We start from the raw sequence: 18,700 nt of genomic DNA on the forward strand, positions 1-18,700 counted from the left end.
CGGTCGGTCAGCCCGCGGGGTCGAGGACGACCGGCAGCTCGGCGAGGCCGCGGAAGGCCGGGAACGGGACCTCCAGCCACCGGGGTCCGGCGGCGGGGTCGGCCAGCGCCATCCGGGGGAACCGGTCGAACAGCCGGGTGAGCGCCAGCTGCGTCTCCATCCGGGCCAGCGGGGCACCCAGGCAGTAGTGGCCGCCGTGCCCGAAACCGAGATGGGCGTCCTGCGCGTTGCCCGGTCGCCTCACGTCCAGCTCGTCGGGGCGGTCGAACTTCTGCGGATCGCGGTTGGCCGAGCTGATGGCGATCTGGACCAGCGCGCCCTTGGGGATCAGGGTCCCGCCGTACTCCACGTCCTCGGTCGCGTAGCGGAACGTGGCGCTCTCCACCGAGCCGTCGTAGCGCACCAGTTCCTCCACCGCCGCGCGGATCAGCTCCGGGTTCTCCCGTACGGCGCGCAACTGCTCGGGATGCGACAGCAGATGGTGGACGGCATTGCCGATGAGGTACGCGGTCGTCTTGTGACCGGCGAACATCAGCAGGAACGCCGTGGAGACCAACTCGCTCTCGGTGAGCCCGTCGTCGTTGTCCCGGACCGCGATGAGCGCGCTCAGCAGATCGTCGCCCGGACGGGACCGCTTGGCGGTGATGAGCTCCGAGAAGTACGTGTGCAGACCCTCCTCGGCCTGCTGCTGGGCCCGCTTGGCCTCCTCGCCGAAGCCGGTCTGCGCCACCGTGGTGGACAGATGCTGCATCCGCGCGCGGTCCTCCGGCGGCACACCGAGCAGATCGCAGATCACGATGATCGGCAGCGGGAAGGCGAACTCGGGCAGCAGGTCGAAGCGTTCCCGGGTGGGGCACGCGTCGAGCAGGTCCTGGACGATCTCCTCGATCCGCGGCCGCAACGCCTCCACGCGCCGAGGGGTGAACGCCGAGTTGACCAGCCGGCGCAGCCTGGTGTGCTTCGGCGCGTCGGAGTTGAGCATGTTGTCGTCCAGCGCGACGGACGAGTCACCGAAGATCCTCCGGTAGGCTTCCATGGCCCCGTACATGTCCTTGCTCAGCCGCGGATCGGACAGGGCGGCCCGCGCGTCGTCGTACCGGGTGATCAGGTACGTGTCGTTGCCGTGCGGCGGCCGCATGGGGCAGACCGGTGCCGCCGTGCGCAGATGGGCGTAGACCGCGTGCGGGTCGCGCCGGAACTCCGGGGTGCACCGCTCGGCTGCGGTGACGGCCTCTTGCGTGGTGGTCACGGACGGCTCCTGAGGTCGAAGAGGGCTTGGGCGTTGCCGCCGAGGATGAGCTGCTGGGCGGCCGCGTCGACCGGCAGCTTCTCGATCAGGTGGATGAAGTCCTCCAGCGGCGCGGCCATCGGCGGTGAGTCGGTGCCGAACAACATCCGTTCGGGGCCCAGCACTTCGGCGTTCAGGCTCAGGTGCGCCGCACTGAACGGGCTGGTGTCGACGTACATGCGCCGCAGCGCCGCGGCCGGGTCGGCCGAGGGTTGCAGCACCGCGGGCTCACCGGCCCCGGGCCCGCCGGCCGCCGGCCCCGGGGCCGGGGCCTGCCGAGGCGCGACCTGCCGCGGGGCCTGCTGCTCCGCCCCCGGGTGGGGTGCCTCCGGGCCGCCTGCCGCCGACCGGCCCGGAGCGGAGGCCGCCCCGGGCCGGCCGGCGGCAGGCGCGCCCCCGGCCCAGTGCCGGGGGCGCGCCGCCGTCTGCAGGCGCTCCGGCAGCAGCGCCATCGCGCCGCCGCCGGTGGCGCCGATCAGCCGCAGACCGGGGTACTTGTCCAGCCACCCCGCGAACGCGATCATCGCCATGCCCAGGGTGACGTCCCCGAACCGGCCGATCTGCTCCACGAAGCCGATCCCCTCGACCCGCTCGGTGCCGACCGGTTCGGCCGGCGCGTGCACCAGCACCGGCACCCCCGCCTCCGCGGCCAGCGCGAAGAAGGAGTCGGCCCGCGGCGAGCCGAGCAGCTCGCCGTGGACGCTGGACGTGGTGATCAGGCCGACGAAGGCGGGGTCCGCCAGCGTCTCCCGCACCCCTTCGAGGTGGTCGTCGTCGCCGAACGGGTTGGCGAAGACGTACCCGCGCAGCTGATCCGGGAACGTCCGGATCAGCCCCGACATCCAGGCGTGGAAAGCGCGCAGCCGGTCGCGTGGTTGCGCGTAGTTGTCCACGCCCGGCACCCGCGCCATCGCGCCGGCCCCGACGGGGCTGCCGATGATGGTCAGGTCGATGCCGGCCTCGGCGCGAGCGGCGAGCATGCCGTCGACGTCGGTCAGACTCGGGGGCATGGGGAAGCGCTTCGCCGCTTCCGGTGGGGACAGGTGCCCGTGGATGTCGATGATCACGTGTCGGTTTCCGGTTTCGGTGCGAGTGCGCGGGTGACCGCGGCACAGTCCTGGTCGCCCAGCCCCTGCTCGGTGGCGCGGGCGTGGGTCTCCGCCGCGGCGGTCGCCAGCGGCAGGCTCAGGCCGACTGCTGCTGCCTGCTTGGAAGCGAGCATGAGGTCTTTCGCCATCAACCGCAGCCGGAAGTCCGGCTCCTCGAAGCGCCCGGAGGCCAGGCGCCGCGACTTGAACGCCATGACGGGCGAGGCGAAGCCGCTGCCCGCGATGGTCTTGAGGACCAGCTGCCGGTCGAGGCCACAGGCCTGCGCCAGCTCGGTGGCCTCCGCCAGGGCCTGGACCTCTATGCCCATCAGCAGGTTGAGGAGCAGTTTCATCCGCATGCCGGACCCGAGTGCGCCCAGATGGACCACTTCCTTGCCGAGCGCCTCCAGCAGCGGACGGGCGGTCTCGAACGCCCGCTGCTCGCCGCCCGCGAACAGCCGCAGTTCTCCGTCCCGGGCGTGGTCGCGGTTGCCGAGCATGCCGACGTCCAGGACGGCCGGGACCTCCCCGGCGATCTGCACGACCTCGTCGGGCGCGACGGTGCTGGCGCAGATCAGCACGCCGGGGTACGGGCCCTCGGCCAGCACACCGCCCGGTCCGTGCAGCACCGAGCCGAGGGCCTGGCCGTCGGCCACGACACACAGGACGGCGCTCGTACCCGCCACGGCGTCGGCCGGGTTGGCGGCGGCGTAGGCACCCGCCTCGGCGAGCGGGGCGGTGCGCTCCGGAGTACGGTTCCAGACGCGGACCTGTACCCCCTGGTCGAGGAGGCGACCGGCCAGGCCGGCGCCCATCGTGCCGAGACCGAGGACGGCGACGGGGCCGCGCACGGGGGGCTTCATGACGACACCCCCTTGGTCTCCTTGACCACACGGAACCGCATCGACTGCCTCTGGTCGACGAACTGGCGCAGCGGGGCCACCAACTCCTGGTGCTCCGCGCTCTGCTGCCAGGCGAAGAAGTCCTCGGCGGTCCGCCACTCGCTGGTGATCACCCACTGGCGGGAGTCGTCGACGGGTTCGCCGAGTCGCTCGATGATGTGTCCGGGGGTGCTGGACACGGACTTCCGGAGCTGCTCGTACAGATCCAGGAATCCCTGTTCGCCGCCCTCGATCACGCGGACCGCGAAAACCACGCTCAGCTTGTCGGCCGATCGGCCGTTGTCGTTGGCGCCCATGTCTCCTCCTGATGTGAGAGCCGGACGGTCACGACACCAACGGACTCATGTCCCTCGTACGGCTGCAACTCCGAACGGGGGACGACCCAGTGGGGACAAGGGATGCACAATCCGTTATTACTCATATCGGGTGACTTATAGGTATGAGGCGCGTGGTCCCGCGCCACGAGCCGCGCAGGGGTCCGCGGGGGCCGCACCGGGCGCCAGCGCCCCCGTTCGGCGGTCGGGTGACGGGCCGCCACCTGGGATGACATGATGACCGGCGACACAAGGCGACGGCGGTCCGAGGGGAGCGGCGCGGTATGCCCGAGGGGCCGACGGAACAGACAGCGGGCGGAGCGGTGCCGAGCCGGGTCGTCGTGTGCCGGGACTGCTGCTGCGGCACGCCCAAGGTGACGGGCGATCACGCGGCGCAGACCGCGCGGCTGCGGGCGGAGGTGCCCGTGCGCATATCCGACTGCCTCGACGTGTGCGAGCAGGCCAACGTCATCGTCGTACAGCCCTCCGCCGCCGGCCGGGCCGCCGGCGCCCGACCGGTCTGGCTGGGGCTCGTCAACGACCCGGACGCGACCGAGGACATCGTCACCTGGGTACGCGCCGGCGGCCCCGGCGTGGCTCCCCGGCCGGACATCCTCGACCTGTACGCCTTCACCCCACCGCGCCGGCGCTAGGCCCTCTCTTTCGGATCTTGTCGGCGTCGAAAGAAAGGACCTAGGTCGCCCCCGGCGGGCGGCCCAGCCGTAGGTTCCAGCGCCCGGACCGGCCGCTGAGTTCGGTCACGGTGAGCGGTGGCACGTCGAGACGCCAGAACAGCGCGGCGGGCAGGTTCAGCGCCTCCACGACCGCGGCCCGCACCACCTCCGGTTCGACCACGGCGAGCGTACGGCCCTCCACGGACTGGGCGTCGGCCAGCCAGCGCGCGATCCGCCCGCACAGCTCCCGGACCGACTCGCCGCCATGGGGCGCGCAGGCGGGATCGGTGAGCCAGCGGCCCACCGCCTCGGGCTCGGCGGCCCCCACCTCCTGAAGGGTGCGGCCCCGCCAGCGGCCCACATCGAGACCGGCCAGGTCCGCCGCCGGCACGCCGTCCAGGCCCAGCGCCGCGGCCGTCTCACGACAGCGTGTGCCGGGGGAGACCAGCACCCGCGCCGCGGACGGCAGCGACCCGGCCGCCGAACGGGCCTGCGCCGCACCCGCGTTGTCGAGAGAGCCGTCGTCGTCGAAGCGTGCCTGCCGCAGCGACGCGCTCATGGCGGGCGAGACGAGAAGGACTCGGCTGGTCACACGGTCGCTCCTGTTCACTGGTGTCCGAGGCGCGCGACCCGACCGGGCGGGACGCCTACGGACGCCGGCGCGCATCCTGTCGTCCGAACCGCTCACCGCCTGCCGCGCCCTCGCGAACATAGCATCCGCGTCAGGAACGCCGGCCGCGCAGCAGCAGGCCGGCGACCACCGGGCGGTGGTCGGAGGCCGTCGCCCGGGACTCGTACGCGCCGGTGACGGTCACCTCCGGGGAGACGGCCACGAGGTCGATCCGCCTCACCGGGTCGACCGCCGGACAGGTCTTGCCGCCACCCGGGGCGGCATCGGCCAACGGCCCCCACAGCCTGGCCAGTTCGGGCGCGTCCGGCTCGGCGTTGAAGTCGCCGAGGAGGACCTTCGGGCCGCGGTCCTCGGCCAGGACCCTCAGCATGTCGTCGACCTGGGCCCGCCGGACCGAGGGGTCCGTACGGTAGTCCAGGTGCGTCGCGTACACGTGCACGGGGACCCCCCGCACCCCGACCACCACCTCCGCGAAGCCCGGCGCGGGGGCCGGCACCGGGTCGGGCGTCTGGGTGGACAGCCGGGTGATCTCGTGGTTCCAGGCGCCGCGCACCGGAAGACGGCTCAGCACCGCGACACCGAACTGCCGTCGGTCGCCGCCCGGGGCGGCCGGAGGGAGGTCATAGACCGGCGCGAAGAACACCCGCATGCGCAGTCGGCCTGCCAACGCCCGGGCCTCGTCGGCGAAGTCGCTCCGGGCACCCCAGTGCACGTCGACCTCCTGCAGGCCCACCACGTCGGCGTCCAGGTCCCGGATCGCCGCTGCCGTGCGGCCGAGGTCGAAGACGTCGTCCTGGCCGGCTCCAGCATGGATGTTGTAGGTGGCCACGCGTAACGGCACGCGGCCGGGCTCCGCCGCGGCGGCGCTCGGTGCCGCCACGCCGACAGCGGCGGTGACGGCGAGCACGGCGGCGAGAGCGGCGGCGGCCGGTGCACGGCGAACGGGGCGTCGGGGCCTGCGGTCCACTGCGTCCTCCAGGTGATCCGGGTGCGGCGCTGCTGTCCGGGACCGGGCGCCGGGCCGCCCCGTGGGTGAAGGCGGCCGTCACGGCGGCCGGGCCGTCCGGCATCATGCCCGGCAAGGGGCACGGCCAAGCGGCCCCGTACCGTCGCCGCGAGGCACGTCGCATCGAGGCCCCGTACCGTCGCCGCGAGGCACGTCGCCTCGAACGCGGTGACTATGTAGAAGGTAGGAAGAAGGCGGCCACAGGCCGCCGGCGCGGCACGCGCTCCCACCGACCGGGAGAGGAGCACGCGGCATGGGCAGTACGGACACCTCGCGACCCGGCAGGGGCCGCCCCCTCGCGGGTGCCGGCTCCTCGCCCACCGGCCTGCTCGACCTGCTGAGCGTGGCCGCGGTGGTGCTGGACGCGAGCGGGCACGTGGTGTTCTGGAGCCCGCAGGCGGTCGACCTGTTCGGGTACACCGCCGAGGAGGCGCTGGGCCGGTTCGCGGCGCACCTGCTCATCCACGAGGAGCACCGCGACGAGGTGGTCGCGCTCTTCGCCGAGGTCATGGAGTCCGGCACCGACTGGGCCGGTGCCTTTCCGGTCCGGCACAAGAACGGCAGCACCCGGCTGGTCGAGTTCCGCAACATGCGCCTGGTCGACGACCTCGGCGACACCTACGCCCTGGGCCTGGCCGTGGACCAGTCGATCCTGGCCCAGGTCGAGCGGGGCGTCGCCCTGTCGGCACGCCTGGTCACCCAGTCCCCGATCGGTCTGGCCATCCTCGACACCGACCTGCGCTACCTGACCGTCAACCCGGCGCTGGAACGGATCCACGGCGTGTCCGCCGCCGACCACCGCGGCCGGCGGGTCCGCGACATCCTGGCCTTCCTGGACGGCGAGGCCATCGAGAGCCGGCTGCGCCGGGTCCTGGAGACCGGGGAACCGGTCACCGACCGGTACGTCGTCGGCCGCCCCGCCTCCGACCCGGAGCGCGATCACGCCTGGTCCGTGTCGTACCACCGGCTGGAGGACGCGGCCGGCCGGGTACTCGGCGTGGCCACGTCCGTCATCGACATCACGGAGCGCCACGAGGCCACCATCTCGGCGACCCAGGCCCGCAACCGGCTGGCCCTCATCGCGTCCGCCTCCGCCTCCATCGGTACGACCCTCGACGTGGAGCAGACGGCACACGAGCTGGCCGGAGTCGTCGTACCGGACCTGGCCGACGTCGCCTCCGTGCACGTGCTCGAAAGCCTCCTGCGCGGGCGCACCCCGTCCGCCGCCGGCCCCGCCCGCTTCCGCGTCACCGCCGTCGCCGCCGCACGGGCCACCGAGGCCGCCGACATCGCCGACCCGCCCGGCGAACTGGCCCGCTACGAGAGCGACCGGCTGCTCACCCGGTGTGTGCGCACCCGCCGGCCCGTCCTGGTGGCCGAGACCACCGGCGAGGACCTACGGCGCATCGCCCGCACCGACGAGGCCGCCGCACTCCTGAAGCAGGCGGGGGTGCACTCCTACCTCGCGGTGCCGCTGCTGGCCCGCGGCGAGATACTGGGAGCCCTCAGCCTCGTCCGCACCGGCACGGCCGCCTCCTTCGACGAGGACGACACGCTCCTCGCCTGCGAGCTGGCCGGCCGGGCCGCGACCTGCGTCGACAACGCCCGCTGGTACCAGAGCGCGCGCAACACCGCCCTCACCCTGCAGCGCCGACTGCTGCCGCAGCTGCCGTCCCACCTGCCCGGCCTGGCGATCGCCTGCCGCTACCTGCCGGCCGGGGCCGTCAGCGAGATCGGCGGTGACTGGTTCGACGCCATGCGCCTGCCCGGCGACAAGACCGCCCTGGTCGTCGGCGACGTGATGGGCAGCGGTATCAACGCCGCCGCCAGCATGGGACAGCTGCGCAGCGCCACCCGCGCCTTCGCCGGGCTCGACCTCGACCCGGCGGAGGTTCTCCGGCACCTGGACCGCCTCACCGAGGACGTCGAGCACACCATCGCCACCTGCGCCTACTGCCGCTACGACCCCGAGCGCGGGGAGTGCCGTATCAGCCTCGCCGGCCATCTGCCCCCGGTCCTGCTGCGTTCCGGCCGGCCCGCGGAGCTGCTGGACCTGCCCTCCGGCGTGCCGCTGGGAGTCGGCGGTACGGCGTTCGAGACGACGGTGTTCCCCTTCCGCCCCGGTGACCAGCTCGCCCTCTACACCGACGGCCTGGTCGAGACCCGCAGCGACCCGATCGACGCCCGCCTCGGCACCCTCCTGGACGCCCTCACCGCGACGGCCGCCCAGGACCTGGGCAAGACGTGCGACCGGGTGCTGGAAACACTCCGGCCACCCGGCGGCGACGACGACGTCGCCCTGCTCGTGGCCCGCGCCGAGGGCTGACCGGCCCCGGCCGCGGCAGCGCTCAGTACGGGTGGGAGCTGAGCCGCTCGATGGCCTCCAGCACACCCCTGCGCTGGGCGTGGGTGCGCTCGTAGCCCTGGAGGACCTGGAGGTCGGACTCGGACAGCGTGGGCAGGCGCCGCTCGATGTCCTCCACGCTGAGCTGGCTGAAGCCGACGATGGGCAGGCTCTCCTCGCTGCTCACCGCTCCCTGCACCTGCTCGGCCGCGGCGGTCACCTCACGCTTCGCTCCCGCCGGCCGCTCGGCCTCCCCGGCGTGCTGCGGGGGGCGGGCCGCGTGGCGCAGCCGGTCGGCGACGGCGAGCAGCGGGCGGGTGGCCCGGTGGGCGAGGCCGCCGCCCGCCGTCTGCTCCACGCGGAAGCCGTCGCCCGCGGCGGCCACGGCCCGGGCCTGCCGGGCGAGGCTGTCCTCCAGCTGGTCCAGCAGCTCCCGGTCGTGGTGGCGCAGCTCCACGAACAGGTCGAGGGTGACGCGGTCCTCGGCCTGGTCGGCGAGGACCTCGCCGGCCTGGGTGGTGGCGAGGGCCCGGGCCGCGGCGGCGTACTCGTCCTCGGTGTTCCGCAGCAGCTGCCGCTCGTCGGCCGGCCCCCGGCCGCCCATCACACCCGTCACCGCCTTCTGCCCGAGGGCCAGCGGGAGCGCGGCCGTCCGCACCGTGGTGCGGGCGGCGAACCGCGCCATGTCGGTCACACCGCCGAGCAGGCCCCGGGGCCGAAGGCCCCGGAGATGGAGTTCGAGGCTGTGCAGCCGGTCCTGCATGTCGTCGGCCTGGCGTCGCAGCATCCGCTGGTGCGGGCCGGGCGGTGCGGCCTCCGCGTCCGCCCGCAGTCGGTCGCGCGCTGCGGCATGGGCATGCTGGGCATCCTCGAGCGCCGGTATCAAGGTCTGCGTCATCGCCATGGGGGGCTGCTCCCTGCGGGGATCGGGCGGCGTTCGGCCGCGCGCGAGTACGACCGCCCGGCCGGCCGTACTCCGGGCCGGGCGCCCGCGATCATCCTGCGGGACCCACGCCAAGATCACCCGCCGGGAGCGTGACCGCCCGCGACGCGAACGGTGCCGGCGCCCGGTCCCCGGCGCTGTCACCGGCCCGGGGACGATCTCCGGGCCGTTCGACCGTGCGGGTGAGGGGGCGACGACGACCCGGAGGACGATGACGTCCCCGACCGGTGAGGGCGAAGCGGGCCGCGATCCTGGCGCACCGCGGCGAGGTGGGGACTACCCCCGCGTCACCCTCGGCCCGGGCGCTGGGTGAGGGCGGTGAAGCGGTCGACGTCGATGTTGCCGCCGGACGCGATGAGCCCGATCCGTCGCGGCGGGTTGTCGACGCGTCCGGCCAGCAGGGCGGCCAGGGGCGTGGCCCCGCTGGGCTCCAGGACGATCTTCAGCCGTTCGAAGGCGAACCGCATCGCGGTGACGATCTCGTCGTCGCTGACGAGGGCGATGGAGTCCACCAGGCGCTGGTTGACGGGGAAGGTGAGTGCGCCGGGCGTGTCCAGGGCCTGGCCGTCTGCGATGGTGTGGGGCACCGGGACGGTGACCCGCGCCCCGGCCTCCAGGGACCGCTTGGTGTCGTCACCCGCCTCCGGTTCTACGCCGATGACACGGATCCCGGGGTGCAGTGCCGTCGCCGCGGTGGCGCTGCCGGCGATGAGCCCGCCGCCGCCCACCGGCACCAGCAGCGCGTCCAACGGGCCGGTCTCCTCCAGGAGTTCCAGGGCCGTGGTGCCCTGGCCGGCGATGACGTGGGGATGGTCGTAGGGCGGGATGAGCGCCAGGCCGCGGTCCTCGGCCAGGGCGTGGCCGAGCGCGGTGCGGTCCTGGGTGTAGCGGTCGTAGGTGACGATCTCCGCCCCGTACCCGGCGGTCGCCTCCCGCTTGGAGCGCGGGGCGTCCTCGGGCATCAGGATGACGGCGGTGGTCCCCAGTTCACGGGCGGCGAGCGCGGTGGCCTGGGCGTGGTTGCCGGAGGAGTAGGCCGCGATGCCCTTCGCGAGCTGGTCCGGGGGGAGTTGGGCGGCGGCGTTGTAGGCGCCGCGGAACTTGAAGGCCCCGATACGCTGGAAGTTCTCGGCCTTGATGAACACCTCCGCTCCGACAAGGGAGTTCAGGGTGCGGGAGGTGAGGACCGGGGTGCGGTGGGCGACGCCGTCGAGGCGGGCGGCGGCCTCGCGGACGTCGGCGAACGAAACGGGCAGGGGGGCGGCGGCCATGGGAATCCTCGCTGTGTCCTGGGCGGGGGAGGGGCGGGAGGGGGTCACCAGCCGGTGACGCGCGGCCAGTACGCCTCGACCGCCGGCGCGGACGCCGCCGTGCCGTGCGTGCCGTCGATGACGTGGTAGCCGTGGTGCTGGGCGGCGGTGGCGCAGGCGTGGTTGGGCAGGACGCGCAGCCGGGTGCCGATGGGCAGTTCGGGCAGGTCGGCGCCGTTGCGGGCGGTGAGGGTGCCGTGTTCCTGGCTGGCGCCGGTCATGACCAGGTCCGGGATCAGGGTGCCGCCCAGGTCGGCGACCAGGCCGTAGCCCTGGTCCTGCGGCTGGGCGGCGGTGCCGCGGTCGCGGGACATGGCCATCCAGCCGCCGTCGGTGACGATCCAGCCGTACTCGGGGCGGTGGCCGATGACGGTGACCACCACCGACAGGGCGAGGTCGTCCAGGCCGCACACGCCGAGGCCGGCCATCACCAGGTCGAAGAAGACGTAGGTGCCGGCGCGGAGTTCGGTGACCCCGGTGAGGTCGTCGGCCGCGTGGGCGGTCGGGGTGGAGCCCACGCTGACCGTGGACACGGGCAGGCCGGCCGCGCGGAGCCGCTCCGCGGCGGCGACCGCGGCATCGCGTTCGTTCCGCGCCGCCTCGCGCCGTTCCCCGGCGGTGTGGCAGAAGTAGGACTCGCCCGCGTGGGTCAGTACGCCGTCCAGGCAGCCCGCGTCGTGCAGGACGCGGGCGATCCCCGCGAGGCCCGGGGCGTCGGGCCGCAGACCGCCGCGGTGGCCGTCGCAGTCGATCTCGATCAGCGCGGGGAGGGCGATGCCCGCCTCCCGGGCGGCCGCCGCGACGAACGCCGCCTGCTCGGTGCTGTCCAGCAGTACGCGCAGGGTGACGCCGCCTCGCGCCAGGGCCACCACGCGCGGGAGTTTGTGCGGTTCGATGCCGACGGCGTAGGTGAGGTCGCGGTGACCGGCCGCCGCGAACGCCTCGGCCTCGGCGAGGGTGGAGACGGTGACGGGTCCGGGGCCGCCGTCGTGCATGAGGGCGGCCGCGTCGAGGCTCTTGGCCGTCTTCACGTGCGGGCGCAGCGCGACCCCGAGCCGGTCCGCCCTCGCCCGCAGCCGGGCGATGTTGCGCCGGGCCCGGTGCACGTCGACCACGGCGAACGGGGTGTCGGGGCCGGCCAGCGTCCGGGCGGCGGGGGAGGCGGGGGCGGGGGAGGAGGCGGCGGTGGACATGGGCAAGGGCCCCTTCACTTCGCGTAGTTGTAGACCGTGGCCCGGGACACGCCGAGCAGGTCCGCGATGGTCTGCGCGGCGTCACGCGAGTCGAAGTAGCCGTCGCGCTGCAACTGCCGTACGAGCGCCCTCTTGTCCTCCCGGCTGAGGGAGCGCGGGGTGGCGGCGCGCTCGGCGGCGCGGGCCTCGACCGCCCGGCGCAGCTCGCGCGCGTTGCGGTCCCGCAGGGTCTCCAGCGGCCGGTCGCGGTGCTCGGTGTCCGTGGCGACGAGGTTGGCCAACGCAAGGGTCACCGGGGAGAGAACGGACACGTCCAGGTTGAGGCACAGGGCGGCGACGTACTCCCCGGCGGCGTTCTTGATGCCGATGGACGTGGACTTCGCCGGGCGGCCGTCGGGGAACCGGTTCGGGTAGTTCTGGATGACGCTCGGGTGCTGCGGGTCGGCGATCCGGGCCAGCCCCAACTCGGTGGCGGAATCGCCCACCTGACGGCCCGACAGGTTGTTCTCGATCGCGCGGATCGCCTGGTCCGGGTCCCGCAGGTCGTGCAGCACCACCTCGCACAGGCCGGGAAACATGCGGCCCAGCGCCACGGCGATCTTCTCGGCCTCCCGGATGAGGTGCTCGTCCGCGCCGTCCCGCCCCGCGCCGGCGTCGTCCACGCCATCCTCCGTCGACTTGTTGTCCAGCTCTGGATTCGAAGTCTAAGCAGCGGGGTGTGACGCGTCAACCGACGGTCGGGGGGGGGGGGGGAAGGCGCCCACCGGCTCGCCGCCGTCAACTACCGTCTGGCACAGAAGACGTACCTGTGTTCTGTGGACATACGCTGTGTTGCCTCATCTCGTGTCGCAGCTGAGGGAGTCGAGTGGCCTTCGGATGGCGGCTGTTCTGCGTCGGCGACGTGGGCAATCCCGCAGGAGGCCGGCCCGTTCCCCGCTGGGAGGACTGGCGTCGACGAGGGGCGACGCATCCGGCTCCGGTCGATGGCGGCACGTGGGCGAAGGGGCAGGCTGCGTTGAAGCTGCTGTACGGGAAAGCGTCCCAGCGCTGCCTTGCGCCGGCGAACCCGGTGACGCCGGCCTCGCCGACGGATGTGAAGACCTCGGACGTGAAGTGGCTGTCACCGCGGGCTTTCGGCTGTGGCGCAACGTCGGGCTCGGCGGCATGGACAAAGGGGATTGCAACCGGCAACGGCCACATCGGCACAGGTTCCGTCCCTCTGCCCCTTCTCCACTCCGCCATGGTCAGGGCTTGCGTTCGCCCCCCGGTGGCCGAGCTCGGTCAGCGCCACCCGCGCCGCGGGCGCGGATCGACGCCACCCCGGTTGGGGCGCTGAGCGGCGTTGCGGCGGAACGCTAGCCGCGTGCAGGCGTACGGCGCTGCGGGTTCACGACAGGCGCGTCAGGATGGTGGCAACTGGGCCTGCCACAGACGGGGGATGACGGCCGCATCCGGCAGGGCGGCGTCGTGGAGCAGGCCGCAGCGGATGACACCGGCGGCACGGGTGAAGGAGAGGTAGCCGAGCCGCTGGTGATAGAGGTCGCCGAACATCGCCGCAGCGCGCAGGGGGGCGCCCAGGCAGGTCATCGGGGCAGGCAGGACGATGCTGCTGGTGACGAGTGGGGCCGCTCTTTTGGCGGTGATCAGGCCGCAGGCGTACTCGCCCAACCGGGGGGGAAGGAGCCGTAGGGCGAGTCTGGTGGCGTCGCGGGCGCGGGTAGAGGCCATGGTGTGGGTCTGGCGGCGCACCAGGGCGACAGCCTGGTCGAGATGAGGGGCGGAGCAGGGGAGGGCCAGGGGGTGGCCGGTCAGCCGGTTGCCGGGGGCGTGACGCTCGTGAGCCTGACGCAGCGACAGCGGCAGCAGGACGGGCAGGTCCGGACAGGGTTGGCCGGGGGCCAGGTGGGTGTCGTGCCAGCGACGCAGGGCCTGGGCGAGCGCGGCCAGGCACAGGTCGTTGACGGTGACGCCGCGGGTCTCGGCCGCATCACGTACGAGCTGTTCGCGTACATCCTGGCAGGTCCAATGGATCTGGCGGGTGGGGGGTGCTTGGAGAACGGCCCAGGAGGGCGGGGGGCGCAGGGCGCGGAGGAAGGCCCGCCCGGCCAGCAGGGCACCCCGGAGGGTGGGCGGGGCGGCGCGTTGCGGGTAGGGGCCGGTGGCCGGCTGGTCTGCGAGCAGGGTGAGCATGGTGTGGGCCGCGCCGACGCCGTCGTGGAGGGCGTGGTGGACTCGGTAGCAGATGCGGAAGCGGTGGTGGGCGGGGTCGGGTAGTAGCCACAGGTCCCAGGGCGGGTGGGGGTCGGCGGGTAGGGGGTGGCGCAGGAGCGCGCTGGTGGTGGCGTCCAGGTCCTGTCCGGGACCCGGTGGGAGAGCCGGACGCAGGTGTGCACCCCCTTGGAGGGGGCGGGTGTGTGGGCGCCACTGGTGCCGGCCGGGGGTGGGGCGTCGTAGGAGCAGGGCGGGCAGCGTGGCAGCGCGGTCGAGCACGCGCGCTGCCAACTGCTGGTCGTGTGGGGCCGGCCCGTCGAAGTCCAGGAACAATCCGGCGACGGTTCCGTGCTTGAGGAACATGCGGTCCAGGGGGCCGCTGGTGTGGGTCGGGCGGGTGCTCATGCGGAGTCCTTCTCGGGGGGTGAGGGGCGGGTGCGCACAGGGGGGCGAGGCGCGGGAGGCCGCCGGGTGGCACCTGCCGACGGGGCGGGTGCGGCGCGCACCGTGGCCGGGTGCCGCTCGTCGCGGGTGTGGGGTGGCACCGGTGCGGGTGGGTGTGGGCCGGGGGCGGCGGGTGGCGGCGGGGAGAGGGTGATGGTGTGCAATGCCCGGCGGAGCGTTGCGGGTTGGTGGGTGGCTACGAGGACCGGCCTGCCGGCGGACAGACGGGCCAGGGCTCGGAGTACCTGCTGCTCGCTGGCGGGATCCAGTTGCGAGGTCGGCTCGTCCAGCAGGAACAGGTCGGCATCGGTGAGCAGGACACGGGCCAGGGCCAGGCGGCGCCGTTGGCCGCCGGACAGATCCTGCCCGCGCCCCAAGGGTGCGTCCAGTTTCGCTGGGAGTCGGCGTACGGCCTCGCCCAGGCCGACTGTCTCCAACGCCTGCCACAGGTCCGCCTCGCGCCACGGGGCGGTAGCCCCCGGCTGGAGGTTGTGCCGGATGGTGCCTTCCAGGACGGTGGGCTCCTGCTCCAGGTAGGCGACGCGGCGGCGCAGGTCCGTCAGCCACCATGAGCCGATCTCGGCGCCCAGAACGTGGATCTGGCCTTGGCCGGGGTGGGCGAAGCGGCCGATGAGGGCGAGGACGGTGGATTTTCCGGCGCCCGAAGGTCCGGTGAGGGCGGTCAGGCCGCGGGCGGGGACGGTGAAGGAGAGGTCGCGCAGAGCGGGAGCTGCCCCGGGGTGGGCGAAGGTGACGTCCCTGAAGGTCACGGCCGTGCGGGCCGTGCAGCAGGCCGGGGAGCAGGGGCGCCCTGCAAGAGGTGCTTCGGCTTCGGGGGCCAGGGTGAGCAGGCGTTCGAGGTGGGAGCGGGCGGCCAGGCCGGTCCTCAGCTGTCCCAGACCGAGGGCGGTGACGGTGAGAGGGGAGGAGAGGTAGAGGAGGGCGAAGAAGAAGGCGCTGAAGGCGGCAGGGGACAAGGCGCCGGACGCGATGCGCCAGGCCGCGGCCGAGGTGACGGTCACCAGGGCCAGTTGCTGTCCCAGCCCCACCAGAGGACCGATGAGGGCGTGGAGGCGGGCGGCGGTGGCTGAGGCGGAACCGAGATCAGCGGCGTCTTGGTCGAGTGCTTCGGCGGCAGCGGCCTCCCGGCGGTGGGCTTTGAGGGTAGTCAGCACGGCCAACTGCGCAGTCAGACGCTGGGCCAGGCGGGCCAGTGCCTCCTGCTGTGCTGTGGCCGCCCGCCGGGTGCGGGCCAGCACGCTGGCAAGGGGCAGCCCGGCGAGTGCGAAGGAGCCCGCGGCCAGGGCGGTCAGCGGTAGATCCAGGCAGGCCATGACGGCGAGGGTGGCCACGGTGCCGATAGCGGCTACCGGCAGGTGGACCAGGGCGGTGGCGACCACGGTGCCCGTCAGGGCGGCGTCGGAGGTGATCCGGGCGGTGAGGTCGCCTGCGCCGTGGGTGTGGACTACGGGGAGTGGTAGGCGCAGGACGTGGCCGGCGACGCGATGGCGCAGGCGGCGAACGAGACGTTCCTCGAACCGGGCGAGCAGCCAACCGCAGCCGGCCTGACAGGCAGCGGCCCCGAGGGCGGCGGCGGCCAGCCACGCCACCGGGCCGGTGACCGGCTGGTGCCGTGCCAGGGCCGCCACCGCGGCCTTGACCGCCCAAGGCAGGGCCAGGCCCGCAATCGTTGCGCCGCTGGCCGCCGCGGCGGCCCCGGCCAGCAAGGCGCGGCTGCCGCCCACCAGGTATCGCAGGGACAGACCCGGCTGGAACAGGGTTGCCGGCCGTTCGGTCCGGGGCGGCGCGGACCGGCGGCCGGGAAGGAGGCGGCGGCTCATGGGACGGTGTCCGCACCGGTGCTGAAGTCCCAGGCCAGCGCCGCGCTGACCCGGTGGGGAGCATGGCGCAGTGCCCAGGCTGCGGCACGGTAGCGCAGCGAGGGGATGCTGACGGCGCGGCCGCGGTCCAGGTCGCGCAGGGCGGCGTCCACTACCTGATCCGTACTTAGCCATAGCCACGCCGGAAGGTGGCCGGTGCCCATGTGGGCACGGGCGTGGAAGGCGGTGTGGGTGTAGCCCGGCAGCAGGGCCATCATGCGGACCCCGCTGCGGCGGACCACAGCGGAGCGGGCGGTGGACTCGGTGAAGGCCAGGACCCAGGCTTTGCTGGCCGGGTAGGTGCTGGCCAGCCAGGCCGGGCCGCAGCCGGCGACCGAGGCGACGTTGACGACGGCGCCGCTGCCCCGGCGCAGCATGTCGGGCAGGACAGCCTGGGTGGTGTGCAGCACGGACATCACATTCACCTCCAGCAGGTTCCGCTCCGCAGCGGGGTCGGTGAAAGGGAAGGCGCCTGCCAGGCCGACACCCGCGTTGTTGACCAGCAGGTCGGGCACGTCCTGGGTGAGGGCGGCCGCGATGCGGTCGCGACCGGCGCTGTCGGCCAGGTCGGCGGCCAGAACCCGCACCGACCGGCCGGGGCGCTGCAAGGATGCGGCGACTTCGTGGAGGTCAACGGTGGTGCGGGCCACGAGCGTTACGTCGTATCCGCGGCGGTGCAGTCGCGCGGCGAAGGCGCGGCCGATGCCGGAGGTGGCTCCGGTGATGACAGCGGTGGGCATGTGGGTCGGCTCGACAGGCCTACAACGGCTGGGGGACGTCGTCGGGCGTGTAGCGCACCCCCGTTCCGTACAGGTCGAGCAGACCCTGGAAGGGGGTGGATGGCAGGCCTGGCTTCCACAGCTCGACGGCCATCTCCCCGTGGTAGAGCAACGGCCAGCGCACGTACTTCCGTTCGTCTTCCGGGTCGTGGACGGCGGCGGAGCGGGCAATGGTGGTGCGGGCGACCTCTGTGGTCAGGTCGGTGCCGCAGCCGAAGCCGTAGGGAAATTCCACCCGGTCCGGCTCCACCGTCTCGATGACCGCCGTGTCGCTGGAGGTGACGCCGACGTGGGCGTGGATGCCCGCCCGGATCAGAGGCACCTCGCGCTCGCCGGCCGGGTCCAGCTGCCACTGGCCGGCCGGGGTCCGGCTCACGCGGACGGTGGGAACGGCCTCCATGAGTGCGCAGATCTCCCAGGTCTCCACCGAAGGCTGCACGGGCAGCGTGTCGCAGGGGGCCAGCACACGCAGGCGCTTGCCGCCGATCAGGCGCGGTTCCACGGCCACGATCTGCTCGCGGGTCAGCGAGCGCTTGTCCACGTCCCAGCTGCCGGAGCCGGTGACCAGCAGGCAGTCCAGGTCGGGGTCGTAGGCGAACAGCATTCCCTCGCTGTAGCCACGCACTCCCATGTACAGCTCGTACATGTCTGCTAGCTGCTCTGAGACGAAGTCGGTGAGCCGCACCGGGTCGGGCAGCAGACCCAGTTGCCCCATCCTCCGGCCGGCCTGAGCCAGCGCGTCGGGCGTGGGGCTGGCCTGCCACGCGTCGGCGGGCAGGGCGTCGCGGACGATGTCGTAGTGCTCGGCGACGTCCTGGGCACAGGCGGTGGTGACCAGGCGGTCACGGATGCCCTCGGCGATGGCGCGGTGCTCGGTGGGATGACCGCCCTCCATGGTGCAGAGGGTCACCTCCGTCACCTGCCCTGGGGCACTGCCACGCGTGACGAACACAATCTTGGCCGCACCGAGGCGGGCCATGGCGGTACGGGCGGCGGCCACCACCTGCGCGTGAGGCAGGACGCTGAGCCGCTCGGCGATCTCGACCAGCGCGACGAGGTGGCGCGGGGCGCGACGCAGGCCGTGACTCTGACGCAGCGTGGCGCTCGGCGGCGGGCACTGCTCGGGGATGCGTACCTGCAGCGGCTGCGGTCCCTCGGGGACGTGTGCGTGCATCAGCAGCAGATCGACGTCACCGTGGGAGCGGTCGACCACGGTGTGCCCTTGGTGCTCGAAGGCGGCCACCAGCCGCTCGGCGAACGCCGCCACCGCCTGCTGCCCGGGTGCGGGCTCGCCGACGACCTGGACCGTGCACGGCCGCCACCACCGGCATGCCGTCAGATCGGCGCGGGCCGTTGAGGTACCGGGCGGCGAGACGCTCATGGCAGACCTTCCCTGTAGCGGCGCCCGCCGCCCCTGACGGGCACGGTCACCTGGAACCAGCGCACCGGTGAAGCCCAGGACGCGGCAGCAGCGCGTCGACTACGGTGCCGACGGCCCACAGGGGCCGGACCGGATGCAGCGCGGACACTACCGGCCCGCACGCGACGATATGACCTTCCGTCACCCGTGCTGGTGAATCGCCTCAGCCCCGCCGCCGGGGCACCGCACGGCCCTACCCGGGCCGGACCTGCAGGGCAGCACCTTCGATGCAGGATGCTCTGCCCTTTCACAACTCCGGGCGGACGACCAGAG

General features: G+C 73.5%; 16 protein-coding genes. 2 read left to right on the forward strand and 14 right to left on the reverse strand.

Annotated features, from left to right (window positions below):
- Window positions 1-7 precede the first annotated feature (7 nt).
- The 4 genes from ACZ3ZD_RS07790 to ACZ3ZD_RS07805 are packed head-to-tail and all read right to left on the reverse strand — an operon-like array spanning window position 8 to window position 3,574.
- Window positions 8-1,249 (reverse strand): cytochrome P450 family protein, encoded by a 1,242-nt coding sequence (locus ACZ3ZD_RS07790; RefSeq protein WP_467394680.1) that lies wholly within the window; start codon window positions 1,247-1,249, stop codon window positions 8-10.
- The gene (locus tag ACZ3ZD_RS07795) at window positions 1,246-2,355 is read right to left on the reverse strand and encodes an amidohydrolase family protein (RefSeq protein WP_467394682.1); all 1,110 of its coding nucleotides are present in this window, start codon (window positions 2,353-2,355) and stop codon (window positions 1,246-1,248) included. Before ACZ3ZD_RS07795 ends, ACZ3ZD_RS07790 begins: the two co-directional genes overlap by 4 nt.
- Window positions 2,352-3,239, reverse strand: coding sequence for an NAD(P)-dependent oxidoreductase (locus ACZ3ZD_RS07800; protein WP_467394684.1), 888 nt, complete (start codon window positions 3,237-3,239; stop codon window positions 2,352-2,354). Before ACZ3ZD_RS07800 ends, ACZ3ZD_RS07795 begins: the two co-directional genes overlap by 4 nt.
- The gene (locus ACZ3ZD_RS07805; protein WP_467394686.1) at window positions 3,236-3,574 is read right to left on the reverse strand and encodes an antibiotic biosynthesis monooxygenase family protein; all 339 of its coding nucleotides are present in this window, start codon (window positions 3,572-3,574) and stop codon (window positions 3,236-3,238) included. Before ACZ3ZD_RS07805 ends, ACZ3ZD_RS07800 begins: the two co-directional genes overlap by 4 nt.
- 302 nt (window positions 3,575-3,876) lie before the next feature.
- Between ACZ3ZD_RS07805 and ACZ3ZD_RS07810 the strand changes: the two genes are divergently transcribed.
- Window positions 3,877-4,245 (forward strand): hypothetical protein, encoded by a 369-nt coding sequence (locus ACZ3ZD_RS07810; protein WP_467394688.1) that lies wholly within the window; start codon window positions 3,877-3,879, stop codon window positions 4,243-4,245.
- 40 nt (window positions 4,246-4,285) lie between these two features.
- Here the strand turns inward: ACZ3ZD_RS07810 and ACZ3ZD_RS07815 are convergent, their stop codons facing one another.
- Both ACZ3ZD_RS07815 and ACZ3ZD_RS07820 read right to left on the reverse strand, forming a co-directional pair.
- A complete protein-coding gene (locus ACZ3ZD_RS07815; protein WP_467394690.1) occupies window positions 4,286-4,858 on the reverse strand; it encodes a histidine phosphatase family protein in 573 nt (190 codons plus the stop codon).
- A 130-nt stretch (window positions 4,859-4,988) separates the two neighbouring features.
- The gene (locus ACZ3ZD_RS07820; protein WP_467394692.1) at window positions 4,989-5,864 is read right to left on the reverse strand and encodes an endonuclease/exonuclease/phosphatase family protein; all 876 of its coding nucleotides are present in this window, start codon (window positions 5,862-5,864) and stop codon (window positions 4,989-4,991) included.
- A 292-nt stretch (window positions 5,865-6,156) separates the two neighbouring features.
- On the opposite strand from ACZ3ZD_RS07820, the gene ACZ3ZD_RS07825 reads away from it, so the two are divergent.
- Window positions 6,157-8,229, forward strand: coding sequence for a SpoIIE family protein phosphatase (locus ACZ3ZD_RS07825; protein WP_467394694.1), 2,073 nt, complete (start codon window positions 6,157-6,159; stop codon window positions 8,227-8,229).
- Between the two features lie 22 nt (window positions 8,230-8,251).
- Here the strand turns inward: ACZ3ZD_RS07825 and ACZ3ZD_RS07830 are convergent, their stop codons facing one another.
- The 8 genes from ACZ3ZD_RS07830 to ACZ3ZD_RS07865 form a co-directional block, all read right to left on the reverse strand.
- Window positions 8,252-9,151, reverse strand: a complete 900-nt coding sequence (locus ACZ3ZD_RS07830; RefSeq protein WP_467394696.1) for a hypothetical protein — start codon at window positions 9,149-9,151, stop codon at window positions 8,252-8,254.
- Window positions 9,152-9,477: 326 nt separating this feature from the next.
- Window positions 9,478-10,461 (reverse strand): threo-3-hydroxy-L-aspartate ammonia-lyase, encoded by a 984-nt coding sequence (locus ACZ3ZD_RS07835; protein ID WP_467394698.1) that lies wholly within the window; start codon window positions 10,459-10,461, stop codon window positions 9,478-9,480.
- A 44-nt stretch (window positions 10,462-10,505) separates the two neighbouring features.
- On the reverse strand, window positions 10,506-11,693 hold the full coding sequence (locus ACZ3ZD_RS07840) for an alanine racemase (protein ID WP_467394700.1): 1,188 nt from the start codon (window positions 11,691-11,693) through the stop codon (window positions 10,506-10,508).
- A 14-nt stretch (window positions 11,694-11,707) separates the two neighbouring features.
- Complete coding sequence (locus ACZ3ZD_RS07845) at window positions 11,708-12,355, reverse strand: helix-turn-helix transcriptional regulator (RefSeq protein WP_467394702.1); 648 nt, start codon at window positions 12,353-12,355, stop codon at window positions 11,708-11,710.
- A gap of 739 nt (window positions 12,356-13,094) precedes the next feature.
- Window positions 13,095-14,309, reverse strand: a complete 1,215-nt coding sequence (locus tag ACZ3ZD_RS07850; protein ID WP_467394704.1) for a wax ester/triacylglycerol synthase domain-containing protein — start codon at window positions 14,307-14,309, stop codon at window positions 13,095-13,097.
- Window positions 14,306-16,189, reverse strand: a complete 1,884-nt coding sequence (locus ACZ3ZD_RS07855; RefSeq protein ID WP_467394706.1) for an ABC transporter ATP-binding protein — start codon at window positions 16,187-16,189, stop codon at window positions 14,306-14,308. Before ACZ3ZD_RS07855 ends, ACZ3ZD_RS07850 begins: the two co-directional genes overlap by 4 nt.
- Window positions 16,186-16,968 (reverse strand): SDR family NAD(P)-dependent oxidoreductase, encoded by a 783-nt coding sequence (locus tag ACZ3ZD_RS07860; RefSeq protein WP_467394708.1) that lies wholly within the window; start codon window positions 16,966-16,968, stop codon window positions 16,186-16,188. Before ACZ3ZD_RS07860 ends, ACZ3ZD_RS07855 begins: the two co-directional genes overlap by 4 nt.
- Before the next feature lie 19 nt (window positions 16,969-16,987).
- On the reverse strand, window positions 16,988-18,388 hold the full coding sequence (locus tag ACZ3ZD_RS07865; RefSeq protein WP_467394709.1) for a hypothetical protein: 1,401 nt from the start codon (window positions 18,386-18,388) through the stop codon (window positions 16,988-16,990).
- Window positions 18,389-18,700: the final 312 nt, after the last annotated feature.

Source organism: Streptomyces sp. NPDC023481, from assembly GCF_055560195.1.

What these genes read in the sequence shown, in the direction of transcription:
- ACZ3ZD_RS07860 (WP_467394708.1), bottom strand. Translation starts at nt 16,968, where the DNA reads ATGCCCACCGCTGTCATCACCGGAGCCACCTCCGGCATCGGCCGCGCC.
- ACZ3ZD_RS07865 (WP_467394709.1), bottom strand. Translation starts at nt 18,388, where the DNA reads ATGAGCGTCTCGCCGCCCGGTACCTCAACGGCCCGCGCCGATCTGACG.
- ACZ3ZD_RS07800 (WP_467394684.1), bottom strand. Translation starts at nt 3,239, where the DNA reads ATGAAGCCCCCCGTGCGCGGCCCCGTCGCCGTCCTCGGTCTCGGCACG.
- ACZ3ZD_RS07825 (WP_467394694.1), top strand. Translation starts at nt 6,157, where the DNA reads ATGGGCAGTACGGACACCTCGCGACCCGGCAGGGGCCGCCCCCTCGCG.
- ACZ3ZD_RS07805 (WP_467394686.1), bottom strand. Translation starts at nt 3,574, where the DNA reads ATGGGCGCCAACGACAACGGCCGATCGGCCGACAAGCTGAGCGTGGTT.
- ACZ3ZD_RS07830 (WP_467394696.1), bottom strand. Translation starts at nt 9,151, where the DNA reads ATGGCGATGACGCAGACCTTGATACCGGCGCTCGAGGATGCCCAGCAT.
- ACZ3ZD_RS07850 (WP_467394704.1), bottom strand. Translation starts at nt 14,309, where the DNA reads ATGAGCACCCGCCCGACCCACACCAGCGGCCCCCTGGACCGCATGTTC.
- ACZ3ZD_RS07855 (WP_467394706.1), bottom strand. Translation starts at nt 16,189, where the DNA reads ATGAGCCGCCGCCTCCTTCCCGGCCGCCGGTCCGCGCCGCCCCGGACC.
- ACZ3ZD_RS07840 (WP_467394700.1), bottom strand. Translation starts at nt 11,693, where the DNA reads ATGTCCACCGCCGCCTCCTCCCCCGCCCCCGCCTCCCCCGCCGCCCGG.
- ACZ3ZD_RS07835 (WP_467394698.1), bottom strand. Translation starts at nt 10,461, where the DNA reads ATGGCCGCCGCCCCCCTGCCCGTTTCGTTCGCCGACGTCCGCGAGGCC.
- ACZ3ZD_RS07810 (WP_467394688.1), top strand. Translation starts at nt 3,877, where the DNA reads ATGCCCGAGGGGCCGACGGAACAGACAGCGGGCGGAGCGGTGCCGAGC.